This is a genomic window from Streptomyces sp. URMC 123 (assembly GCF_051386515.1).
GTDB lineage: Bacteria > Actinomycetota > Actinomycetes > Streptomycetales > Streptomycetaceae > Streptomyces.
Map to the genome: position 1 here is coordinate 1 of NZ_JBPQTV010000125.1, position 17,194 is coordinate 17,194.

At 74.7% G+C, this 17,194-nt stretch carries 14 protein-coding genes; 4 read left to right on the forward strand and 10 right to left on the reverse strand.

The window, feature by feature from the left end; genetic code table 11:
- Positions 1-57: 57 nt before the first annotated feature.
- From lxmK to ACSNOD_RS16520, 9 genes are all read right to left on the reverse strand, one after another.
- Positions 58-1,350: a class V lanthionine synthetase subunit LxmK gene (gene lxmK / locus ACSNOD_RS16480; RefSeq protein WP_436767690.1), complete on the reverse strand. Its 1,293-nt coding sequence runs from the start codon at positions 1,348-1,350 to the stop codon at positions 58-60.
- Positions 1,347-4,319, reverse strand: coding sequence for an insulinase family protein (locus ACSNOD_RS16485; protein WP_436767691.1), 2,973 nt, complete (start codon positions 4,317-4,319; stop codon positions 1,347-1,349). Before ACSNOD_RS16485 ends, lxmK begins: the two co-directional genes overlap by 4 nt.
- A complete protein-coding gene (locus ACSNOD_RS16490; RefSeq protein ID WP_436767692.1) occupies positions 4,316-5,407 on the reverse strand; it encodes a hypothetical protein in 1,092 nt (363 codons plus the stop codon). Before ACSNOD_RS16490 ends, ACSNOD_RS16485 begins: the two co-directional genes overlap by 4 nt.
- Positions 5,404-6,249 carry a flavoprotein gene (locus ACSNOD_RS16495; protein WP_436767693.1) on the reverse strand — a complete coding sequence of 282 codons (846 nt, stop codon included), beginning with the start codon at positions 6,247-6,249 and terminating at the stop codon, positions 5,404-5,406. Before ACSNOD_RS16495 ends, ACSNOD_RS16490 begins: the two co-directional genes overlap by 4 nt.
- A 10-nt stretch (positions 6,250-6,259) precedes the next feature.
- Positions 6,260-7,201, reverse strand: a complete 942-nt coding sequence (locus tag ACSNOD_RS16500) for an LLM class flavin-dependent oxidoreductase (protein WP_436767694.1) — start codon at positions 7,199-7,201, stop codon at positions 6,260-6,262.
- A 236-nt stretch (positions 7,202-7,437) separates the two neighbouring features.
- Complete coding sequence (locus ACSNOD_RS16505; RefSeq protein ID WP_436767695.1) at positions 7,438-7,620, reverse strand: LxmA leader domain family RiPP; 183 nt, start codon at positions 7,618-7,620, stop codon at positions 7,438-7,440.
- Between the two features lie 186 nt (positions 7,621-7,806).
- Positions 7,807-8,121 (reverse strand): LuxR C-terminal-related transcriptional regulator, encoded by a 315-nt coding sequence (locus ACSNOD_RS16510; protein ID WP_436767696.1) that lies wholly within the window; start codon positions 8,119-8,121, stop codon positions 7,807-7,809.
- 234 nt (positions 8,122-8,355) lie between these two features.
- Positions 8,356-9,102 carry a class I SAM-dependent methyltransferase gene (locus ACSNOD_RS16515; protein ID WP_436767697.1) on the reverse strand — a complete coding sequence of 249 codons (747 nt, stop codon included), beginning with the start codon at positions 9,100-9,102 and terminating at the stop codon, positions 8,356-8,358.
- Between the two features lie 149 nt (positions 9,103-9,251).
- Positions 9,252-9,890 carry an SACE_7040 family transcriptional regulator gene (locus tag ACSNOD_RS16520; protein WP_436767698.1) on the reverse strand — a complete coding sequence of 213 codons (639 nt, stop codon included), beginning with the start codon at positions 9,888-9,890 and terminating at the stop codon, positions 9,252-9,254.
- A gap of 89 nt (positions 9,891-9,979) precedes the next feature.
- Between ACSNOD_RS16520 and ACSNOD_RS16525 the strand changes: the two genes are divergently transcribed.
- The 4 genes from ACSNOD_RS16525 to ACSNOD_RS16540 are packed head-to-tail and all read left to right on the forward strand — an operon-like array spanning position 9,980 to position 15,838.
- Positions 9,980-11,611 carry a carboxyl transferase domain-containing protein gene (locus tag ACSNOD_RS16525; protein ID WP_436767699.1) on the forward strand — a complete coding sequence of 544 codons (1,632 nt, stop codon included), beginning with the start codon at positions 9,980-9,982 and terminating at the stop codon, positions 11,609-11,611.
- A 14-nt stretch (positions 11,612-11,625) separates the two neighbouring features.
- Positions 11,626-13,683 (forward strand): biotin carboxylase N-terminal domain-containing protein, encoded by a 2,058-nt coding sequence (locus ACSNOD_RS16530; protein ID WP_436767700.1) that lies wholly within the window; start codon positions 11,626-11,628, stop codon positions 13,681-13,683.
- Positions 13,684-14,664 carry a hydroxymethylglutaryl-CoA lyase gene (locus ACSNOD_RS16535; RefSeq protein WP_436767701.1) on the forward strand — a complete coding sequence of 327 codons (981 nt, stop codon included), beginning with the start codon at positions 13,684-13,686 and terminating at the stop codon, positions 14,662-14,664.
- Between the two features lie 10 nt (positions 14,665-14,674).
- On the forward strand, positions 14,675-15,838 hold the full coding sequence (locus ACSNOD_RS16540; protein ID WP_436767703.1) for an acyl-CoA dehydrogenase family protein: 1,164 nt from the start codon (positions 14,675-14,677) through the stop codon (positions 15,836-15,838).
- An 88-nt stretch (positions 15,839-15,926) separates the two neighbouring features.
- Here ACSNOD_RS16540 and ACSNOD_RS16545 read toward each other — a convergent pair.
- Positions 15,927-17,194, reverse strand: a 1,268-nt coding sequence (locus ACSNOD_RS16545) for a family 20 glycosylhydrolase (RefSeq protein WP_436767702.1), incomplete at its 5' end; no start/stop codon positions are given.

Consider the following 17,194-nt stretch of genomic DNA (forward strand, 5'->3'; position numbering starts at 1 on the left):
AGCTGGTCACGCCCCCCATTCTGCCGGACCGGCGGGCGGGTACGGGCGCGGGTGCCGTCACGAGGTCTCTCCGAGGCCGAGGGTGGTGGTGAAGCGGGCCGGGTCGAGCAGCGCGGTGCGGCCGATGCCGGCCGCGGCGCGGTCGATGCCCCGGAGGTAGTTGCCGCGGGCGGCCTGCGCCACGAGCCGGTCGAGGGTGTGCCAGCCGGCGAACGCGGTGGCCCGGCGCGCCAGGTCCGGGTCGGCGTCGGGGCGGGTGTGCCGGTAGCCGGCCCAGAACGCCTCGATGACCGGGCGCAGCCGCAGCAGGTTGTCCCGGCCCCGGGCGAGCACCGTCTCGCGGCTCATGCCCGCCTCGGCGAGGGCGTCGGCGTCCCGGTCGCCGCGGCTCGCGACGATGTCGAGGACCGAGCGGTGCAGCCACTCGCCCGCGAAGCCACCGATGTCGCGGGCGGCGTCGGCGAGCCGGAACTCCTCCCAGTCGGCGACCAGCAGGCGCTCCCGCCCGGCCTCCCCCACGAGCAGGAACTGGTCCATGCGCAGATCGCAGTGGGCGGGGACCTTCGGGGCCCGCCGCTCGGCGTCGAGCAGCGCCGCCACGGCCTCCATCAGCGGCTCGTCGCCCTGCATCAGCCGCCAGGTCTCCAGTTCGGCGCTGCTGGACTCCTCGTACATCTCCAGCGGCAGCGCCTCGAACAGGTCGAGGGAGGGGAACGGCGGGGGCACGCGGTCGAGTTCCGGGCCCCGGTCGGCGGCCGCGGCGGGCGCGTCGTCGCCCCGGTCGGCGGGCCCGGCGGGCTCGCTGCCGACCCGGGTGCCGTGCAGCAGGCCGAGCGCCTCCCCGGCCGTGCGCGCCAGTTCTGGAGTGAACTCGCGGTCCAGCATCAGTTCTATGCCGCTGCGCGCCCCTTCGAGGTAGTCGAACGCCAGCAGTCCCGCGTCCTCGTCGCTGCCGAGCAGCCGGGGGCCGCGCAGGGTGCCGGCCGGCGCGGCGGCGACCGTGTGCTCGAAGGCGAGGGTGCGGCGCATGCGGCGCCGTACGTCGTCCGCCGGCCCGGTGAGCCGCTTGACGAAGACGGGCGCGCCGGAGCGGGTGGTGCCGGCCCAGGTGTCGTTGCGGCCCGGCAGCGCGGTGAGGGTCGAGCGGTCGAAGGGGCCGAGGCCCAGCCGCTCCAGCAGGGCCTCGACCTCCGGCGCGGCGGCCAGCTCGACGGGCCGGAAGCGCAGCAGCGTCGGCGAGCCGGGGGCCGTGCCGCCCGGGGCCTCGGCCGGGTCCTTCACGGGGTCCTCGCCCGGGATCTCCACGGCGGATTCTGCCGGGGCTTCGGCGGGGGCGGACGTGCGGGTCATGGGGTCACCTCGGACGTGGCGGGGGCCGGGGCCCCGTGGGGGTCGGCCGTCTCACCGACGAGAACGCCGGTGAACGGGGGCACGGTGAACACCTCCGCGCAGGTGCGCGCGACGGCGGTGGGCGACAGGTCCGCCACCGCGTCGGCGAACGCGGCCGCGCGGCCGGAGTCCAGCCCGAGCAGTTCCCAGGCGGCGACCATGTCGGCCAGCTCTCCCTGGGTCTCGAACGCGGAGTACAGCTGTCCGCCGCAGTACCGCTGGGCGGCCCGCACCTCGGCGTCGGTGGGCGGCACCTCGCCCAGGCGCCGGATCTCGCGGCGTACGAGGGCGGCTGCCGCGACGGCGCCCGCGCGGGGCAGGTCGGCGGTCACAAAGATCCGGGGAGCGCCGTAGCGGCTGTCGCGGCCGGCGAAGACCGGGAAGCCGAGGGGCGCCTCGGGCGTGGTCAGTACGGTGAGCCGGGCGTGCGGATGGCCGCTGCCGAGCACACCGGCCGCGAGATAGCGGACCGCGAGGTCCTCGACCGCGGGCCGGGCGGCGAGCGCCGGCTCGTGCGCCGTCCACACCAGCCGCGGCGGGCCGGGCAGGCGCAGCCGTGTCAGGCCCTCCCGGGCGGCAGGGCGGCTCGCCGGGCCGGGCGACCCGGCGCCGGCCCCCTGGCCGGTCCGCACGGGGCCGGCCGTCTCCTGCCCGGGGCGGGGCGCCGCCAGGGCGTCCAGGGCGCCGCGGGCCGCCGCGTCCGGGTCGAGGTCCCCGACCACGGCGAACAGGCCGCCACCGGCCCAGGGCGGGCACCGGCCGGCCCAGTGGGCGACGGCCTCGGCGGGCAGCGCGTCGGCGAGCGGCGGCACCGAGGGGCCGCCGCCCGCCAGGAGGTGCGGCAGCAGATGGTCGAGCAGCCCGTCCAGGGTGCGCCGCCGGGCCCGCAGGGCGGCGCCGGCCCGGGGCGCGGCACGCCGCAGTTCGTCCTCGCGCAGCGGAGCACAGGCCAGTTCGGCGAGGAGCGCGGCACGGCCGGAGGGCGCCGGGGAGACCAGCCGGCCGTCCAGGTGGACCCGGCCACCGACCACGGTCACCGTACGGTCGCCGTCGAGCGCCGGGTGGGCGGCCCATCGCGCGCTCAGCACCTCGGCGAAGAGAAACGCTTCCGCGGGCGCGGTGCCCGGCCGCAGCGGAAGCCGCAGCCGCACCTCGCACAGGGGCGCGCGGCCGTCCCGTACGGCCACCACCCGGTGCGCCGCGGGCCCCGCCTCGCCGCCGGCCCAGCCCTCGAACCGCAGACCGGTCCGGGGCCCCGGGCGGGGCGCGCCCTGCCGTACGGCGCCCGCGGGCGGCCGGCCCGCCGCACCCGCGGTGGCCTCCGACCGTACGGCGGCACGCGCGGCGGCCTCCGGCCGCTCCCCCGTGCCGACCACCGTACGGGCGCCCGTGTCGGCCCCCGTACGGTCTCCGGAGCCGGTGTCGGCCCCCGTACGGTCTCCGGCGTCTGCCGCAGTACGGAGAGAGGGCGCCTGCGCCGCGGGCTGCTCGCCCGCAGTACTGATGCCGGGGGCGCTGATGTCAGGGGCGCTGATGGCGGGCCCGCCCTGCGCGGGGGCGCCCTGGGCGGGAGCGGCCCCGCTCGGCGTGGGCTCGGCGGGAGTTCCGGTGCCCGGGCCGCCCTCCGGCCCACCGGCGGGCGTCCCGTCGGTGACAGCGGCGGACACGGCGGTGAGGCCGCCCCGGGCGCTCGCGGACGCGGGGGTCATCACGAGGACGGCACGGCGCGCGGCGAGGAGCCTACGAGCGGCCGCCGCCACCCGCCCGGGCCCCACGGCGCGCACCAGATCCGGCAGCCGGTCATGGAGCTCGGCGCGCCCGTAGAGGACCTCCAGGCGGCCGAGAGCGCGGGCGCGGGCCAGGGGGCCGTGGCCGGTCCGGTGCAGCTCGGCGGCCAGGCGGCCCACCGTGGTGGCCACGACGGCGCCCGGCAGTCCCGCGGCCGCCGCGCGGAGTTGGGTGTCGAGCTCGGCCAGTACGGCGTCCAGTGGGTCGCCCTCGGGGTGCCGCAGGGTGACCACGAAGACGTCCGGGTCGAGGGCGTCGAACGGTCCGAAGAACCCACAGGCCGCGTCGGCGATCCGGGCGGCGGGCGAGCGCCGCCCGGCGTCCGTGAGCAGTCGGGCCAGCACCAGATGGGCGAGGTAGCCCTCGGGGTCGGCGGTGGGGTCCGGCAGGCGGTGGCCGACCGCCACGGCGCCCTCACCGCCCGTCGCGCGGCCCGCCGTGCGGAACCGCACCCGGTCCTCGTCGGGCTCCGGCTCGGCCAGGGCCGGCCGGGCGGCCACGGCGCGCGGGGCGATGTCACCGAAGTGCCGGGTGACCAGCCGGGCGACGCGTTCGGGGTCGCCGCCGCCGGAAACAGTCAGTACGGCGTTGCCCGGCGCGTAGTGCTCCCGGAAGAACGCCTCGCAGTCGGCGACCGTCACACCGGCCAGGGCACGGGTGTCCCCGTAGCCGTCATGGGCGTTCGGGAACGTGTTGAAGAGCACGTCGGGCAGCAGCGGCCACGGGAACCCGCCGAGCGGCGCCTCGTGCACCGCCTCCTGAATCTCCCGCTCCACCCCGGCCAGTTGCTCCGCCAGGCCCCGCTCGGTGAACCGGGGCGCCCGCATCCGGTCGGCCTCGGCGAAGAGCGCCCGCTCCAGCAGATGCGCCGGGACGGTGTGGAAGTAGTCCGTGTAGTCCTGGTGGGTGGTCCCGCTGGCCTGTCCGCCGGCGGCCAGTACCTCCGCGAGGTACCCCCGGTCGGGAAAGTGCTCACTGCCCTCGAACATCAGGTGCTCGAAGAGGTGGGCGAAGCCGGCGCGCCCCGGCGGCTCGGAGCGGAAGCCGACGCCGTAGTGCACGGCGACGGAGGCGATCGGCCCCGCCGGGGTGGGGTCGAGCACCACCCGGAGGCCGTTGTCGAGGGTCAGCCGGGCGATCACCGGGCGCCGCCCTCGACGAGACGGGCGGCGAGCGCGGCGTAGAGGGCCGCGGTCCGCTCCCCGCCGGTGGTGTAGGCCAGCGTGTCGTGGGCGTGCAGGACCACCCGCAGGGCCGCCCAGCGGTGCCACTGGTCGCCGAGCCCCCGGCCGTAGCCGTCGGCCAGCGCGTCGAGGAGCCGCTGCCAGGCACCGCCGCCCTGCTGACCGCCGTACGCCCAGCGCATCTCGACCAGTTCGCCGACGATCCAGCCCAGGTCGTACTGCCAGGGGGCGAGGCAGAGGTCCTCGCCGGTCAGCAGGGCGGCGGTGCCGGAGCGGGGGGCCGGCACCAGGGAGCCGAGGCCGGGCGCGCCATGGGAGAGCACGGCCGGCTCCGCCTCGCTCCGTACGGCGAGCGCCTCCGCGCACCAGGCGCGCAGGGCATGTTGGGCGACGGCGCTCATGCGGGCGCCGAGCAGTTCGGCGGCGGACACGGCGGGGACACCGCTCCCGGCCGGGCTGTGGGCGGGGGCGGGGGCGGCGCCCGCGGCCGAGCCCCGGGCGGGGGCGGCACTGTCGGCCGAGTCGCCCGTCAGCCACGCGTGCAGCCGCTCCAGCCCGCGTGCGGGCCGCAGGACGCCCGAAGGGACGGGCGAGCCCCCGGCGGGCGGCACGGGGGTGGCGTGCAGGGCGGCCAGGAGGGCGCCCACGCCCCGCAGGGCGCGCTCCAGGGCGGCGGCGCCGCCGGGTACGGCGTCGGGCCCGCCGAGCAGCAGATAGTGCGCGGCGGACTCCCGGTCCCCGGCGCGGTAGCGGCGGACGCCAGGGGACGCGGCGGTCTCCTGCCCCATGACCAGCCGCGCACCGTACTGTTCGCCGATCGCCGCACAGGCCGTGCGCAGCGCCTCCGAGGAGGGGCGGAACGGAGAGGGTGCGGCGGGCCCGGCGGCACGCAGCCAGAGGAACCCGTCCTCGGTGGCCCGCACCTCGGTCGTCAACAGTCCTGTGCCATAGGCGGTGACGACATCCGTACGGGGCTCGGCGGGCGTACGGGATGCGGCGGGCGTACGAGGCGTGGCGGGCGTGCCGGCGGTGGAGCGGGTGGTCATGGGCGCGGGCCCTCCGTGCCCTGCCCCACGGCGCCCCGGGCCGTCGCACCCCGACCGTCCGGAGCCCGACCGCCCGCGGTCGGCGCGGCAGCCGCGGTCGGCGCGGCGGCGGCAGCCGCGGCCATCTCCCTGCGGCGGCGCTCCAGCCGCGTCAGCAGATCGGGCAGCATGCCGGGGGCCCAGCTGTCCATGCGGCCGGTGGTCTGGCTGAGGCCGGGCACGGGCGGCAGCACGACCACGTTCGGCCGCGCCTCCAGCGCGGCGACGTGCATGCGGTAGGCGGGGCTCTGCGCGCCGCCGGGCGGCAGCGCTGGGGCCACGCCCACCGGCGCGGCGGTGCACTGCGCGGCGAGCAGCGCGGGGCTGTCCGCGAGCCCCTGGGCGAGGCGCCCGGTGAAGTGGAGGGTGGCCGGATAGATGACAACGGCCTCCGCCCACTCGGCGAGTTCGACATGGCGCGCGGCCACGGCCGGCTCGTCCGGCCAGCTGTCGCTCAGCGCGGCGCGGCCCGCGATCCCGGTGACGGCCTGAAGCGTGACGAAACGTTCCGCGCTGCGGGTCAGTACGACCTGGATCTCCAGGTCCGGGTGGGTCGCGCGCAGCCAGCCCACCCAGCTCGGCAGGTCCACGGCGGAGGCGGAGCCCGTACCCACCAGCAGCAGCCGGCGGACCCGCAGCAGCGGCGCGGGCCGCGATCCGCCGCCCATGGCCTGCTCGTCCGCGACCGGCTGGCCCGCGGCGAGCTCGTCCTTCGCCGGCGCGGCCTTCGCCGGCACGGCACCGGCACCCACCCGCTCGCCGGCGCGGCCGTCCGCCCCGCCCCGCGTCTCCCCGTTCGTCATCGCCCGCGCCTCACCAGTCGTTGCCGGTGAAGAGGGACTCCAGGTCCCCCAGGACGGCCCGCGGCCCGTGGTGCATGGCGACGCCGGCACAGTTGAGCACCACCTCGTCGACGCCCGCGTCGTGGAACGCCGCGACCCCCGCGCCGATCTCCGCGGTGTCGCCGGCGAGCAGCCCGCCGAGGCCGAGCATGCTGCGGGCGATGTCCTCGTGGTCGGCGGAGTCGAGCTCGACGCCGGCACGGCGGAGCATGTCGCGGTAGTGCGGGCCCTCGAAGTGCCCCGAGCTGCCCTGGGCGAGGATCGCGACCGGGTCGCGGCCGTCGCCGGCCAGGGCGGTGCCCACGAAGGTGACGATGCGCGGCATCGGCCGTCCCGCCGCCTCGGCGCCCTCGCGCAGCGCGGGCACCAGGACGTCCCGGACGTAGCCGGGCGGGGTCAGCCAGGTGATCGCGACATCGGCGATCTCGCCGGCCAGCCGGGCCATGCCGGGCCGCAGTACTCCCAGCCCGAGCGTCACCGGCGGCGCGGGCACCTTGGGCAGCCCACCGGTGTACGAGTAGTAGGTGCCGCGCTGCTCGACCTCCTCGCCGGCCAGCAGGGCGCGCACCAGCGTGAGGTACTCGCGCGCCGCCGTCAGAGGACTGGCGTAGGGCGCGCCCATGGTCATGGCCTGGAAGGAGCGCGCGCCGGGGCCGAATCCGGCGACGACCGGGTGCCCGGAGGAGACGGCCAGCGTACGGGCCTCCAGCGCGGCCAGTACGGGGTGGCGCAGGGGCATGAGGGAGACGCCGATGCCGAAGGGGACCCGCATCCCCATGCCGCTCAGCTGGGTGAAGATCTGGTGCTGCTCGACGGCCACCCCCTGGCCCTGCCAGAGGGCATGGGCCCCGCGCCACTGGACGAAGGCGGCGAAGGGCGCCGCCTGTTCGGCCCGTGCGGGCACGAACGGCATGAGGACTGAGACATGACGACTCAACGCTGGTACTCCGGTCGTGATGACGCGGCCATGATCGTGGCGTTCGGGGGCGACGACCCGGGGCACGAATGACGCACAATGGGCGGGGTTCGGCGGAGCCCACCGCCGTCGGGCACGGGCTCCGTGACCCGCGCGGTCCCGCCGGGCCCTACGCGGGCGGTCCTGGGCGCATGCGCCGCGCCCAGGACCGTCTCATATGCGGATCAGCGAGATCAGCAGCTGTGCTTGGCGGTGAGCGAAACGCTCGCCACGGAGAACTTGGTGTAGACGATGGTGGCCGTCGGGGTGGCCGCCGGGGCGTCGACGGTGCCCTCGATGTTCAGCTCCGACGCCTCGGCGTAGGCCTCGAAACCGCCGACGAGCTCCATGATCTCGAGGTCCTGGTTCTTCTGCATGTGGTGCTCCTCCATTGGTAAAGGAATTCACCGTCGAGCGGCATGCGTGAATGACCCGCATTCACGCATGCGGCAATGGAGACATTGCTTTTCGCTCGGGGTGGTACGCGAATTCCGGGCCTGCGGCCCGTGGTCCGCGGCGCCCTTCGGCACAGTCAGATTCTCGACCGTCGGTCGAGTCCCCGGCTATTGGCCTTTGGGGAGGTGTCCCGGAGGACAGTGTCCCTCGGGACAGATGAGCTCGTGGTGCAGGTTCACCACCAGGGCGACCTCCAGGCGGGAGGCCACTCCGAGCTTTTCTACGATGCTCGCCACGTGCGCCTTGACGGTCCGCTCGGTGATGCCGAGCCGTCGGGCGATGACGCGGTTCGGCAGTGCCGCGCCGACCAGGAGCAGGACTTCGCGCTCCCGGTCCGTCAGCTTCGCCACCCCCGTGGCGTCGAAGGCGAAGGTGTTCAGCTCTCCGCAGCGACACCCCGCCGGCGTGATCGTGGCGCTCAAAGGCTGGTCAGGCCCGGCCGCCACACCCGTTTCACGGGCACAGACAATCCCCACAGTGGTTCACAACCTTCCCCGTTTGATCCACTACGACGAGGACACTAGGCGAAGGCTTTGCGTGAGTCTAGTTGACAGATGGCGGGCCTCTACGCTAGCCCCGGCGCGCTCGCGCACACCGTACGGGCCGTCCCGCGGAGACCGGGCGCGGTCGCCCAACTCCGCGCGGTTGACCGGCGGTCAGGCCGTCTCGGACGCGTGCTCGTACACCGAGACATGGCGCAGGCTGCGCGCGGTGTACGGCTGCTTCGTCCAGTCCTCCCAGCGGTCGACGAGCCGCAGCCCGGCGAGCTCGGCCAGCAGGTCGATCTCGAACGGGAAGGCGTAGCGCAGCACGTGCTGCCGGGTCTCGGGCCGCCCGCCGTCGATGATCGTGTGCGTGCCGAGCATCAGCTGCTGCGAGCGGTCGACCGCGAGGGTGTCCAGCATGATGGCGCCCTCGTCGAGGTGGCGCATGGAGAGCTCCGGCTTCTCCAGGCAGTGGTACGGCGCCGGGTCGAACGCCTCCAGGACGAACCGGCCGCCGGGGGCGAGCTGTTCGCGCACCAGCCGCAGGCAGCCGAGCTGCTGTTCCTTGGTGACGGCCACGAAGAAGGTGTTGAGCACCAGGGTGACGACATCGAAGGTCAGACCCGTGCCGACCTCGGTGAAGTCGCCCTGCTGCGTGGTGACCAGGCCCTGCTCGTCCCGCTCCTTCAGCTTGGCCAGCATGGCCTCGGAACCGTCGATTCCGTGGACCTGGAAGCCGCGTTCGGCCAGCGGCACGGCGATGCGGCCCGTGCCCACGCCGACCTCCAGCACCCGGCCGTTCGCGGGCGCGAGAGAGGCGATGAACTCGACGGCCTGGGCGGTGTCGAATTCTATGGGGTACATCTGGTCGTAAACGCTGGCGAGCTTCTCGTCGTAATGGGCGTTGTCGAGAGCCATCGATCCTCCGGGAATGGTCGTGTCGCGCCCTCTGTGGACACCGCGAGCACGGTGGTGGATATCGATGACGATGACGCACGGCTCAGCGGCGAGAGCGCACTGATCGTAGCTTCTGAATACGACAATTCATACGGCGGTCGCGCGGACGGTCACGCCTCGCCGGCGGAATCGGGGACCGCCGCGGCGAACGCGCCGCGGGCGAGCCGGCGCAGCAGGGCCGCGGTGGCGTCCCGGCCCGGCAGCGAGCCCGGCCGGCCCAGGTGCGGGGTGGAGTTGAGCAGTCCGAAGACGGCGTGCACCGCCGCGCGCGCCTCGCTCTCCACGAGCGCCGGGTACACCTCGCGCACGACCTCGACCCACAGCTCGACGTACTGCCGCTGGAGCTGGCGCACCAGCTTGCGGTCGCTGTCGCGGAGCCGGTCCAGCTCGCGGTCGTGCAGGGTGATCAGCGAGCGGTCGTCGAGGGCGAACTCGATGTGCCCCTCGACCAGCGCGTCGAGCACCACGTCCGCGGGGCCGTCGGTCCGCTCCACGCACCGCTTGCCGCCCGCCAGCAGCCGGCCGCTGATCCCCACCAGCAGCTCGGCGAGCATCGCGTCCTTGCCGGGGAAGTGGCGGTAGAGGCCCGGCCCGCTGATGCCGACGGCCGCCCCTATCTCATCGACGCCGACGCCGTGGAAGCCGCGCTCGGCGAAGAGCCGGGCGGCCTCCTTGAGGATCTGCTCCCGGCGGGCGGAGGCCGCGGGACGGGCGGCGGCGCCGGTGCCCGGCGCGGCGTTGGTGCTCATGAACATTCATTCTAGACAGATTCGTTAGCGGTCGTTAACCTGAAGGCGTTGGGTTAACGCTCATTAACCGAGCAAGGGGGCTCAGGTCGATGGAGCAGGCACCAGTGCTCACCGGCGCCGCCGATCCGGCGTCCGACGCCTGGCGGGCGAACGAGGCGGCGCACCGCGCCCTGGCGGCCGGGCTGCGGGAGCGGCTCGCGGTGGCACGGCTGGGGGGCGGCGAGGCGGCGCGCGCCCGGCACACCGCCCGGGGCAAGCTGCTGCCGCGGGACCGGGTGGACACCCTGCTCGACCCCGGCTCCCCCTTCCTGGAGCTGGCCCCGCTGGCCGCCGAGGGGATGTACGGCGGGCAGGCGCCGGCGGCCGGGGTGATCGCCGGCATCGGCCGGGTCTCGGGCCGCGAGGTGGTCGTCGTGGCCAATGACGCCACGGTCAAGGGCGGCACGTACTACCCCATGACGGTCAAGAAGCATCTGCGCGCCCAGGAGGTCGCGCTGGAGAACCGGCTGCCGTGCGTCTATCTGGTGGACTCCGGCGGGGCCTTCCTGCCCCTGCAGGACGAGGTGTTCCCGGACCGGGAGCACTTCGGTCGGATCTTCTACAACCAGGCGCGGATGTCGGGGGCCGGCATTCCCCAGATCGCCGCGGTGCTCGGCTCCTGCACGGCCGGCGGGGCGTACGTCCCGGCGATGAGCGACGAGGCCGTGATCGTGCGCGAGCAGGGCACGATCTTCCTGGGCGGGCCGCCGCTGGTGAAGGCCGCCACCGGCGAGGTGGTCACCGCCGAGGAGCTGGGCGGCGGCGACACCCACTCCCGGATCTCGGGCGTCACCGACCACCTCGCGGAGGACGACGCCCACGCGCTGCGCATCGTGCGCACCATCGTCTCCACTCTCCCCGAGCGCGGCCCGCTGCCCTGGTCCGTCGAGCCGGCCGAGGAGCCCGCGGTCGACCCCGCGGGGCTGTACGGCGTGGTCCCGGTCGACTCCCGCACGCCGTACGACGTCCGGGAGGTGATCTCCCGGCTGGTGGACGGCTCGCGGTTCGCCGAGTTCAAGTCCGAGTTCGGCACCACCCTGGTGACCGGCTTCGCCCGCGTCCACGGCCACCCGGTGGGCATCGTCGCCAACAACGGCATCCTGTTCTCCGAGTCCGCCCAGAAGGGCGCCCACTTCATCGAGCTGTGCGACCAGCGCGGCATCCCCCTGCTGTTCCTCCAGAACATCTCGGGCTTCATGGTCGGGAAGGACTACGAGGCGGGGGGCATCGCCAAGCACGGCGCCAAGATGGTGACCGCCGTCGCCTGCGCCCGGGTGCCCAAGCTGACCGTCGTCATCGGCGGCTCGTACGGCGCGGGCAACTACTCGATGTGCGGCCGGGCCTATTCGCCGCGGTTCCTGTGGATGTGGCCCAACGCCAAGATCTCCGTGATGGGCGGCGAGCAGGCCGCGTCCGTGCTGGCCACCGTCAAGCGGGACCAGCTGGAGGCGCGGGGCGAGGAGTGGAGCGCGGAGGACGAGGCCGCCTTCCGCGCCCCGATCCGCGAGCAGTACGAGACCCAGGGGAACGCCTATTACGCCACCGCCCGGCTGTGGGACGACGGCGTGATCGACCCCCTGGAGACCCGCACCGTGCTGGGGCTGGCGCTGACCGCGTGTGCCAACGCGCCGCTGCCCCGGCGAGAGCCGTCCGCGCCGGGCTTCGGCGTCTTCCGGATGTGAGGGGGAAACCGACAGTGTTCGACACCGTACTGGTGGCCAACCGCGGCGAGATCGCGGTCCGGGTCATCCGCACGCTGCGCTCCCTGGGCATCCGCTCGGTCGCGGTGTTCAGCGACGCCGATGCCGACGCCCGCCATGTCCGGGAGGCGGACACGGCCGTGCGCATCGGCCCGACCGCCGCCGCGCGGAGCTATCTCTCGCCCGAGCGGCTGCTGGACGCCGCGGCCCGCACCGGTGCCCAGGCCGTCCACCCCGGCTATGGCTTCCTCGCGGAGAACGCCGCGTTCGCCCGCGCCTGCGCGGACGCCGGGCTGGTCTTCATCGGCCCGCCGGCCGGGGCCATCGAGCTCATGGGCGACAAGATCCGCGCCAAGGAGACGGTGCGCGAGGCCGGGGTGCCGGTGGTGCCCGGCTCCACCGGCAGCGGCCTGAGCGACGCCGAACTCATCGCATCAGCGCGGGAGATCGGCATGCCCGTGCTGCTCAAGCCCTCGGCGGGCGGTGGGGGCAAGGGCATGCGGCTGGTGCGCGCCGAGGAGCGGCTCGCCGAGGAGATCGCGGCCGCGCGCCGGGAGGCCCGCGGGTCCTTCGGTGACGACACGCTCCTGGTGGAGCGCTGGATCGACCGCCCCCGGCACATCGAGATCCAGGTCCTGGCCGACGCCCACGGCACCGTGGTCCACCTCGGGGAGCGGGAGTGCTCCCTCCAGCGCCGCCATCAGAAGATCATCGAGGAGGCGCCCAGCCCGCTGCTGGACGCCGCCACCCGCGAGGCCATGGGGGCCGCCGCCGTGGCCGCCGCCCGCTCCTGCGGGTACGAGGGCGCCGGCACGGTCGAGTTCATCGTCCCGGGCGGCGACCCCGCCGCCCACTACTTCATGGAGATGAACACCCGGCTCCAGGTCGAGCACCCGGTGACCGAGTTCATCACCGGCCTGGACCTGGTCGAGTGGCAGCTCAGAGTGGCCGCCGGGGAGCGCCTGCCGTTCGGCCAGGGCGACATCTCCCTCGCCGGCCACGCGGTGGAGGCCCGGATCTGCGCGGAGACCGCCCGGGTGGCCCCCGACGGGCAGCGGGTGGACTTCCTGCCCTCCGCGGGCACGGTGCTCGCGCTGCGCGAGCCGTCCGGCGAGGGGGTGCGCACGGACTCCGGCCTGACCGCGGGCAGCGAGGTCGGCACGGCCTACGACCCCATGCTGGCCAAGGTGATCGCCCATGGCCCGGACCGGCCCACGGCCCTGCGCCGGCTGCGCACGGCCCTCGCCGACACCGCGGTCCTCGGCGTGGACACCAACACCGGCTTTCTGCGGCGGCTGCTGGCCCACCCCGCCGTGGTCGCCGGCGATCTGGACACCGGGCTGGTCGACCGGGAGGCGGCGGCGCTCGTGCCGGGCGCCGTGCCGCCGGAGGTGCACGCCGCGGCCGCGCTGCTGCGCCGGGCCGAGCCGGCGCCGGACCCCGGCACCGGCTGGGTCGACCCGTTCTCCGTGCCGTCCGGCTTCCGGCTCGGCGGCGAGCCGGCCTGGACCGTGTGCCCGCTGCGGGTCCCCGGCCGGGAGCCGGTGGAGGTCCGGCTGCGCCCCGCGGCGGACGGCGCCACCGAGGTGCGCATCGGTGACGCGCCGCCGGTCGCCGCCCGGCTGGTCACCGCCGAGGCCGAGCGGGTCACCGTCGCCTGGGACGGGATGACCCACACCTTCTCCGTCGCCCACGGCCCCGACGGGGTCTGGCTGGGCCGGGACGGCGACGGCTGGCACCTGCAGGATCACGACCCGGTGGCCGCGGCCCTGCGCGGCGCGGCCGGCGCCCATGGCGCCGACGCGCTGACCGCGCCCATGCCGGGGACCGTGACCGTCGTCAAGGCGGCGGTCGGGGACGAGGTGAGCGCCGGGCAGAGCCTGCTGGTGGTCGAGGCGATGAAGATGGAGCACGTGATCTCCGCCCCGCACGCCGGGGTGGTCACCGAGCTGGACGCGACGGTCGGCGCCGCGGTCGCCATGGACCAGGTGCTGGCCGTGGTCGCCCCGCACGCCGGGGCCGAGGAGCCCCCCGAGCGGCAGGAGGCACCGTAAATGACCACGCCCGCACCCGCGACCACCCCCACGCCCCACGGCCTGCCCATGGTGGTTCCCGCGGCCGGGCTGCCGCCCCGGGTCCGCATCCACGAGGTGGGCCCCCGCGACGGCCTCCAGAACGAGAAGACCGTCGTCCCCGTGGCCGTGAAGGCCGAGTTCATCCGGCGGCTGGTGGCCGCCGGGCTGACGACCGTGGAGGCCACCAGCTTCGTCCACCCCTCCTGGGTGCCGCAGCTCGCCGACGCCGAACAGCTGATGCCGCTGCTCGACGGCGTGCCCGCCGAGCTGCCCGTGCTGGTGCCCAACCAGCGCGGCCTGGCCCGGGCGCTGGCCCTGGGCGCCCGGCGGATCGCCGTCTTCGCCAGCGCCACGGAGTCCTTCGCCCGCGCCAACCTCAACCGGAGCGTGGACGAGGCCCTCGCGATGTTCGCCCCGGTCGTCGAGGAGGCACGCGCCGCCGGCGGCACGGTCCGCGGCTATCTCTCCATGTGCTTCGGCGACCCCTGGGAGGGCGCCGTGCCCGTCGACCAGGTGGTGCGGGTGGGCCGACGGCTGATCGACATGGGCTGCTCCGAGCTGAGCCTGGGCGACACCATCGGCGTGGCCACGCCGGGCCATGTGCGCGAGCTGCTCACGGCGCTCAACGCCGCGGGCGTCCCCACCGAGGCGCTCGCCGTGCACTTCCACGACACCTACGGCCAGGCGCTGGCCAACACCCTCGCGGCGCTCCAGCACGGCGTCACCACCGTCGACGCCTCGGCGGGCGGCCTCGGCGGCTGCCCGTACGCGAAGAGCGCCACCGGGAACCTCGCCACGGAGGACCTCGTGTGGATGCTGCACGGCCTCGGTGTCGAGACCGGAGTCGATCTCGGCCGCCTCGTCGCCACCAGCGTCTGGCTCGCCGACCACCTGGGCCGACCCAGCCCGTCCCGCACCGTCCGTGCCCTCGCCGGCACCACCTCCCACCAGGAGCAGTGACGCCATGACGATCGACCACCGCCTCTCCGACGAGCACGAGGAACTGCGCCGCACGGTCGAGGCGTTCGCCCACGACGTGGTCGCGCCCAAGATCGGCGACTTCTACGAGCGCCATGAGTTCCCGTACGAGATCGTCCGGGAAATGGGCCGCATGGGACTGTTCGGGCTGCCCTTCCCCGAGGAGTACGGCGGGATGGGCGGCGACTATCTGGCGCTCGGCCTGGCGCTGGAGGAGCTGGCCCGGGTGGACTCCTCCGTGGCGATCACCCTGGAGGCGGGGGTGTCGCTGGGCGCGATGCCCGTGTTCCGCTTCGGCACCGAGGAGCAGAAGCGCGCCTGGCTGCCGCGGATGTGCTCGGGCGAGATCCTCGGCGCCTTCGGGCTGACCGAGCCGGACGGCGGCTCCGACGCGGGGGCCACCCGCACCACCGCGCGGCTCGACGAGGCCACGGGCGAGTGGGTGATCAACGGCACCAAGTGCTTCATCACCAACTCCGGCACGGACATCACGGGCATGGTCACCGTCACCGCGGTCACCGGCCGCAAGCCGGACGGCCGCCCCGAGATCTCCGCGATCATCGTCCCGGCGGGCACGCCCGGCTTCTCGGTCGCCGCGCCCTACTCCAAGGTCGGCTGGAACGCGTCCGACACGCGTGAGCTGTCCTTCACCGACTGCCGGGTGCCCGCGGGCAACCTCCTCGGCGAGGAGGGCCGGGGCTACGCGCAGTTCCTCCGGATACTCGACGAGGGACGCATCGCCATCTCCGCCCTGGCGACGGGACTCGCCCAGGGCTGTGTGGACGAGTCGGTGGCCTACGCCCGGACCCGTACGGCCTTCGGCAAGCCGATCGGGGCCAACCAGGCCATCCAGTTCAAGCTGGCGGACATGGAGATGCGGGCCCACACCGCGCGGCTCGCCTGGCGCGACGCGGCCTCGCGGCTGGTGCGCGGCGAGCCCTTCAAGAAGGAGGCGGCGATCGCCAAGCTGTACTCCTCGGAGATCGCGGTCACCAACGCGCGGGAGGCCACGCAGATCCACGGTGGCTACGGCTTCATGAACGAGTATCCGGTGGCCCGGATGTGGCGCGACTCGAAGATCCTGGAGATCGGCGAGGGCACGAGCGAGGTCCAGCGCATGCTCATCGCTCGGGAGCTCGCGCTCCCGACCGACTGACCGGCCCCGAGGGGCCCGGCCCCCGGCCCCTCGGCAGCCGGCCCGCGACCCCGGCCACCGGCCGGCTGGGCGGTTGCGTGGGGCGGCCTTACGGCCAGGGGATCTGGGGCGATCGGTAGTAGTCGATGCCGAGCGCCGTCCAGCGGGGGCCCTGCGCTGCCAGGCGCGTGCGGTAGGACTCCCAGTTCAGCGCCCGTTCCGGGGACCAGCCGAGCTCCGCGATGCCGGGCAGTCGCGGGAACGCCATGTACTCGATGTGGTCACTGGTGGAGATCGTCTCCGACCACAGCGGCGCCTCCACGCCGAGGATCGCCGAGCGCGGCGCGCCCTCGATATACGCCCCGGGGTTCCACTCGTAGGACTGCCGGGCCTCGACATAACCCGCCCAGTCCAGCCCCAGCGGGGTGTCCTTGGTGTACTTCATGTCCAGATAGGAGCGGTTGGCCGGCGAGAGGATCAGCGGCGTGCCGGCCTTGGCAGCCTCCGCCACCTCCTTCTCCTTGCCGGTCAGGCCCCAGTACTGGGCCACCGCCCCCTTGGCCGGCCGCGCGTTGACGAGCTGGTGCCAGCCGATGACCGTCTTGCCGTAGCGGGCGACGGTGCGCTGCGCCCGGTCCATGAACGTGACGTAGTCGGCCGGGCTGGTGGCGTCCGCCTCGTCGCCGCCGATGTGCAGATAGCGCCCGGGGGTCAGCGCGGCGACCTCCCGCACCACGTCGTCCACGAAGTCGTACGTGATCTTCTTGGGCACGCACAGCGAGCTGAAGCCGACCTCGGTGCCGGTGTAGAGCGGCGGGGCGATCCCGTCGCAGTTCAGCGGGGCGTACGAGGCCAGCGCGGCGTTGGTGTGACCCGGCATGTCGATCTCGGGCACGACCTCCAGGTAGCGGCTCGCGGCGTAGCGCACCAGCTCGCGGTACTGCGCCTTGGTGTAGTAGCCGCCGGGCCCGCCGCCCACCTGGGTGGAGCCGCCGTACGTCGCCAGCCGGGGCCAGGAGTCGATGGCGATGCGCCAGCCCTGGTCGTCGGAGAGGTGCAGATGCAGCTTGTTGATCTTGTACAGGGCGAGCTGGTCGATGTACCGCTTGACCTGTTCCACGGTGAAGAAGTGCCGGGCCACGTCGAGCATCGCGCCCCGGTAGGCGTAGCGCGGCGCGTCGACGATCGTGCCGCCGGCGACCCGCCAGGGCCCCGGCTGCGGGGTGTCCTTCTCGACGGCGGCGGGCAGCAGCTGCCGCAGCGTCTGGACCCCGTGGAAGAGACCGGCCGGCTCCCGGGCGCTGATGGTGACCGCGCGGCGCGTCACCACCAACCGGTAGCCCTCACCACCCACCTCGCGCCCCCGCTCCCCCACCA

What these genes read in the sequence shown, in the direction of transcription:
- lxmK (WP_436767690.1), bottom strand. Translation starts at nt 1,350, where the DNA reads ATGACCCGCACGTCCGCCCCCGCCGAAGCCCCGGCAGAATCCGCCGTG.
- ACSNOD_RS16490 (WP_436767692.1), bottom strand. Translation starts at nt 5,407, where the DNA reads ATGACCACCCGCTCCACCGCCGGCACGCCCGCCACGCCTCGTACGCCC.
- ACSNOD_RS16495 (WP_436767693.1), bottom strand. Translation starts at nt 6,249, where the DNA reads ATGACGAACGGGGAGACGCGGGGCGGGGCGGACGGCCGCGCCGGCGAG.
- ACSNOD_RS16500 (WP_436767694.1), bottom strand. Translation starts at nt 7,201, where the DNA reads ATGCCGTTCGTGCCCGCACGGGCCGAACAGGCGGCGCCCTTCGCCGCC.
- ACSNOD_RS16505 (WP_436767695.1), bottom strand. Translation starts at nt 7,620, where the DNA reads ATGCAGAAGAACCAGGACCTCGAGATCATGGAGCTCGTCGGCGGTTTC.
- ACSNOD_RS16515 (WP_436767697.1), bottom strand. Translation starts at nt 9,102, where the DNA reads ATGGCTCTCGACAACGCCCATTACGACGAGAAGCTCGCCAGCGTTTAC.
- ACSNOD_RS16520 (WP_436767698.1), bottom strand. Translation starts at nt 9,890, where the DNA reads ATGAGCACCAACGCCGCGCCGGGCACCGGCGCCGCCGCCCGTCCCGCG.
- ACSNOD_RS16525 (WP_436767699.1), top strand. Translation starts at nt 9,980, where the DNA reads ATGGAGCAGGCACCAGTGCTCACCGGCGCCGCCGATCCGGCGTCCGAC.
- ACSNOD_RS16535 (WP_436767701.1), top strand. Translation starts at nt 13,684, where the DNA reads ATGACCACGCCCGCACCCGCGACCACCCCCACGCCCCACGGCCTGCCC.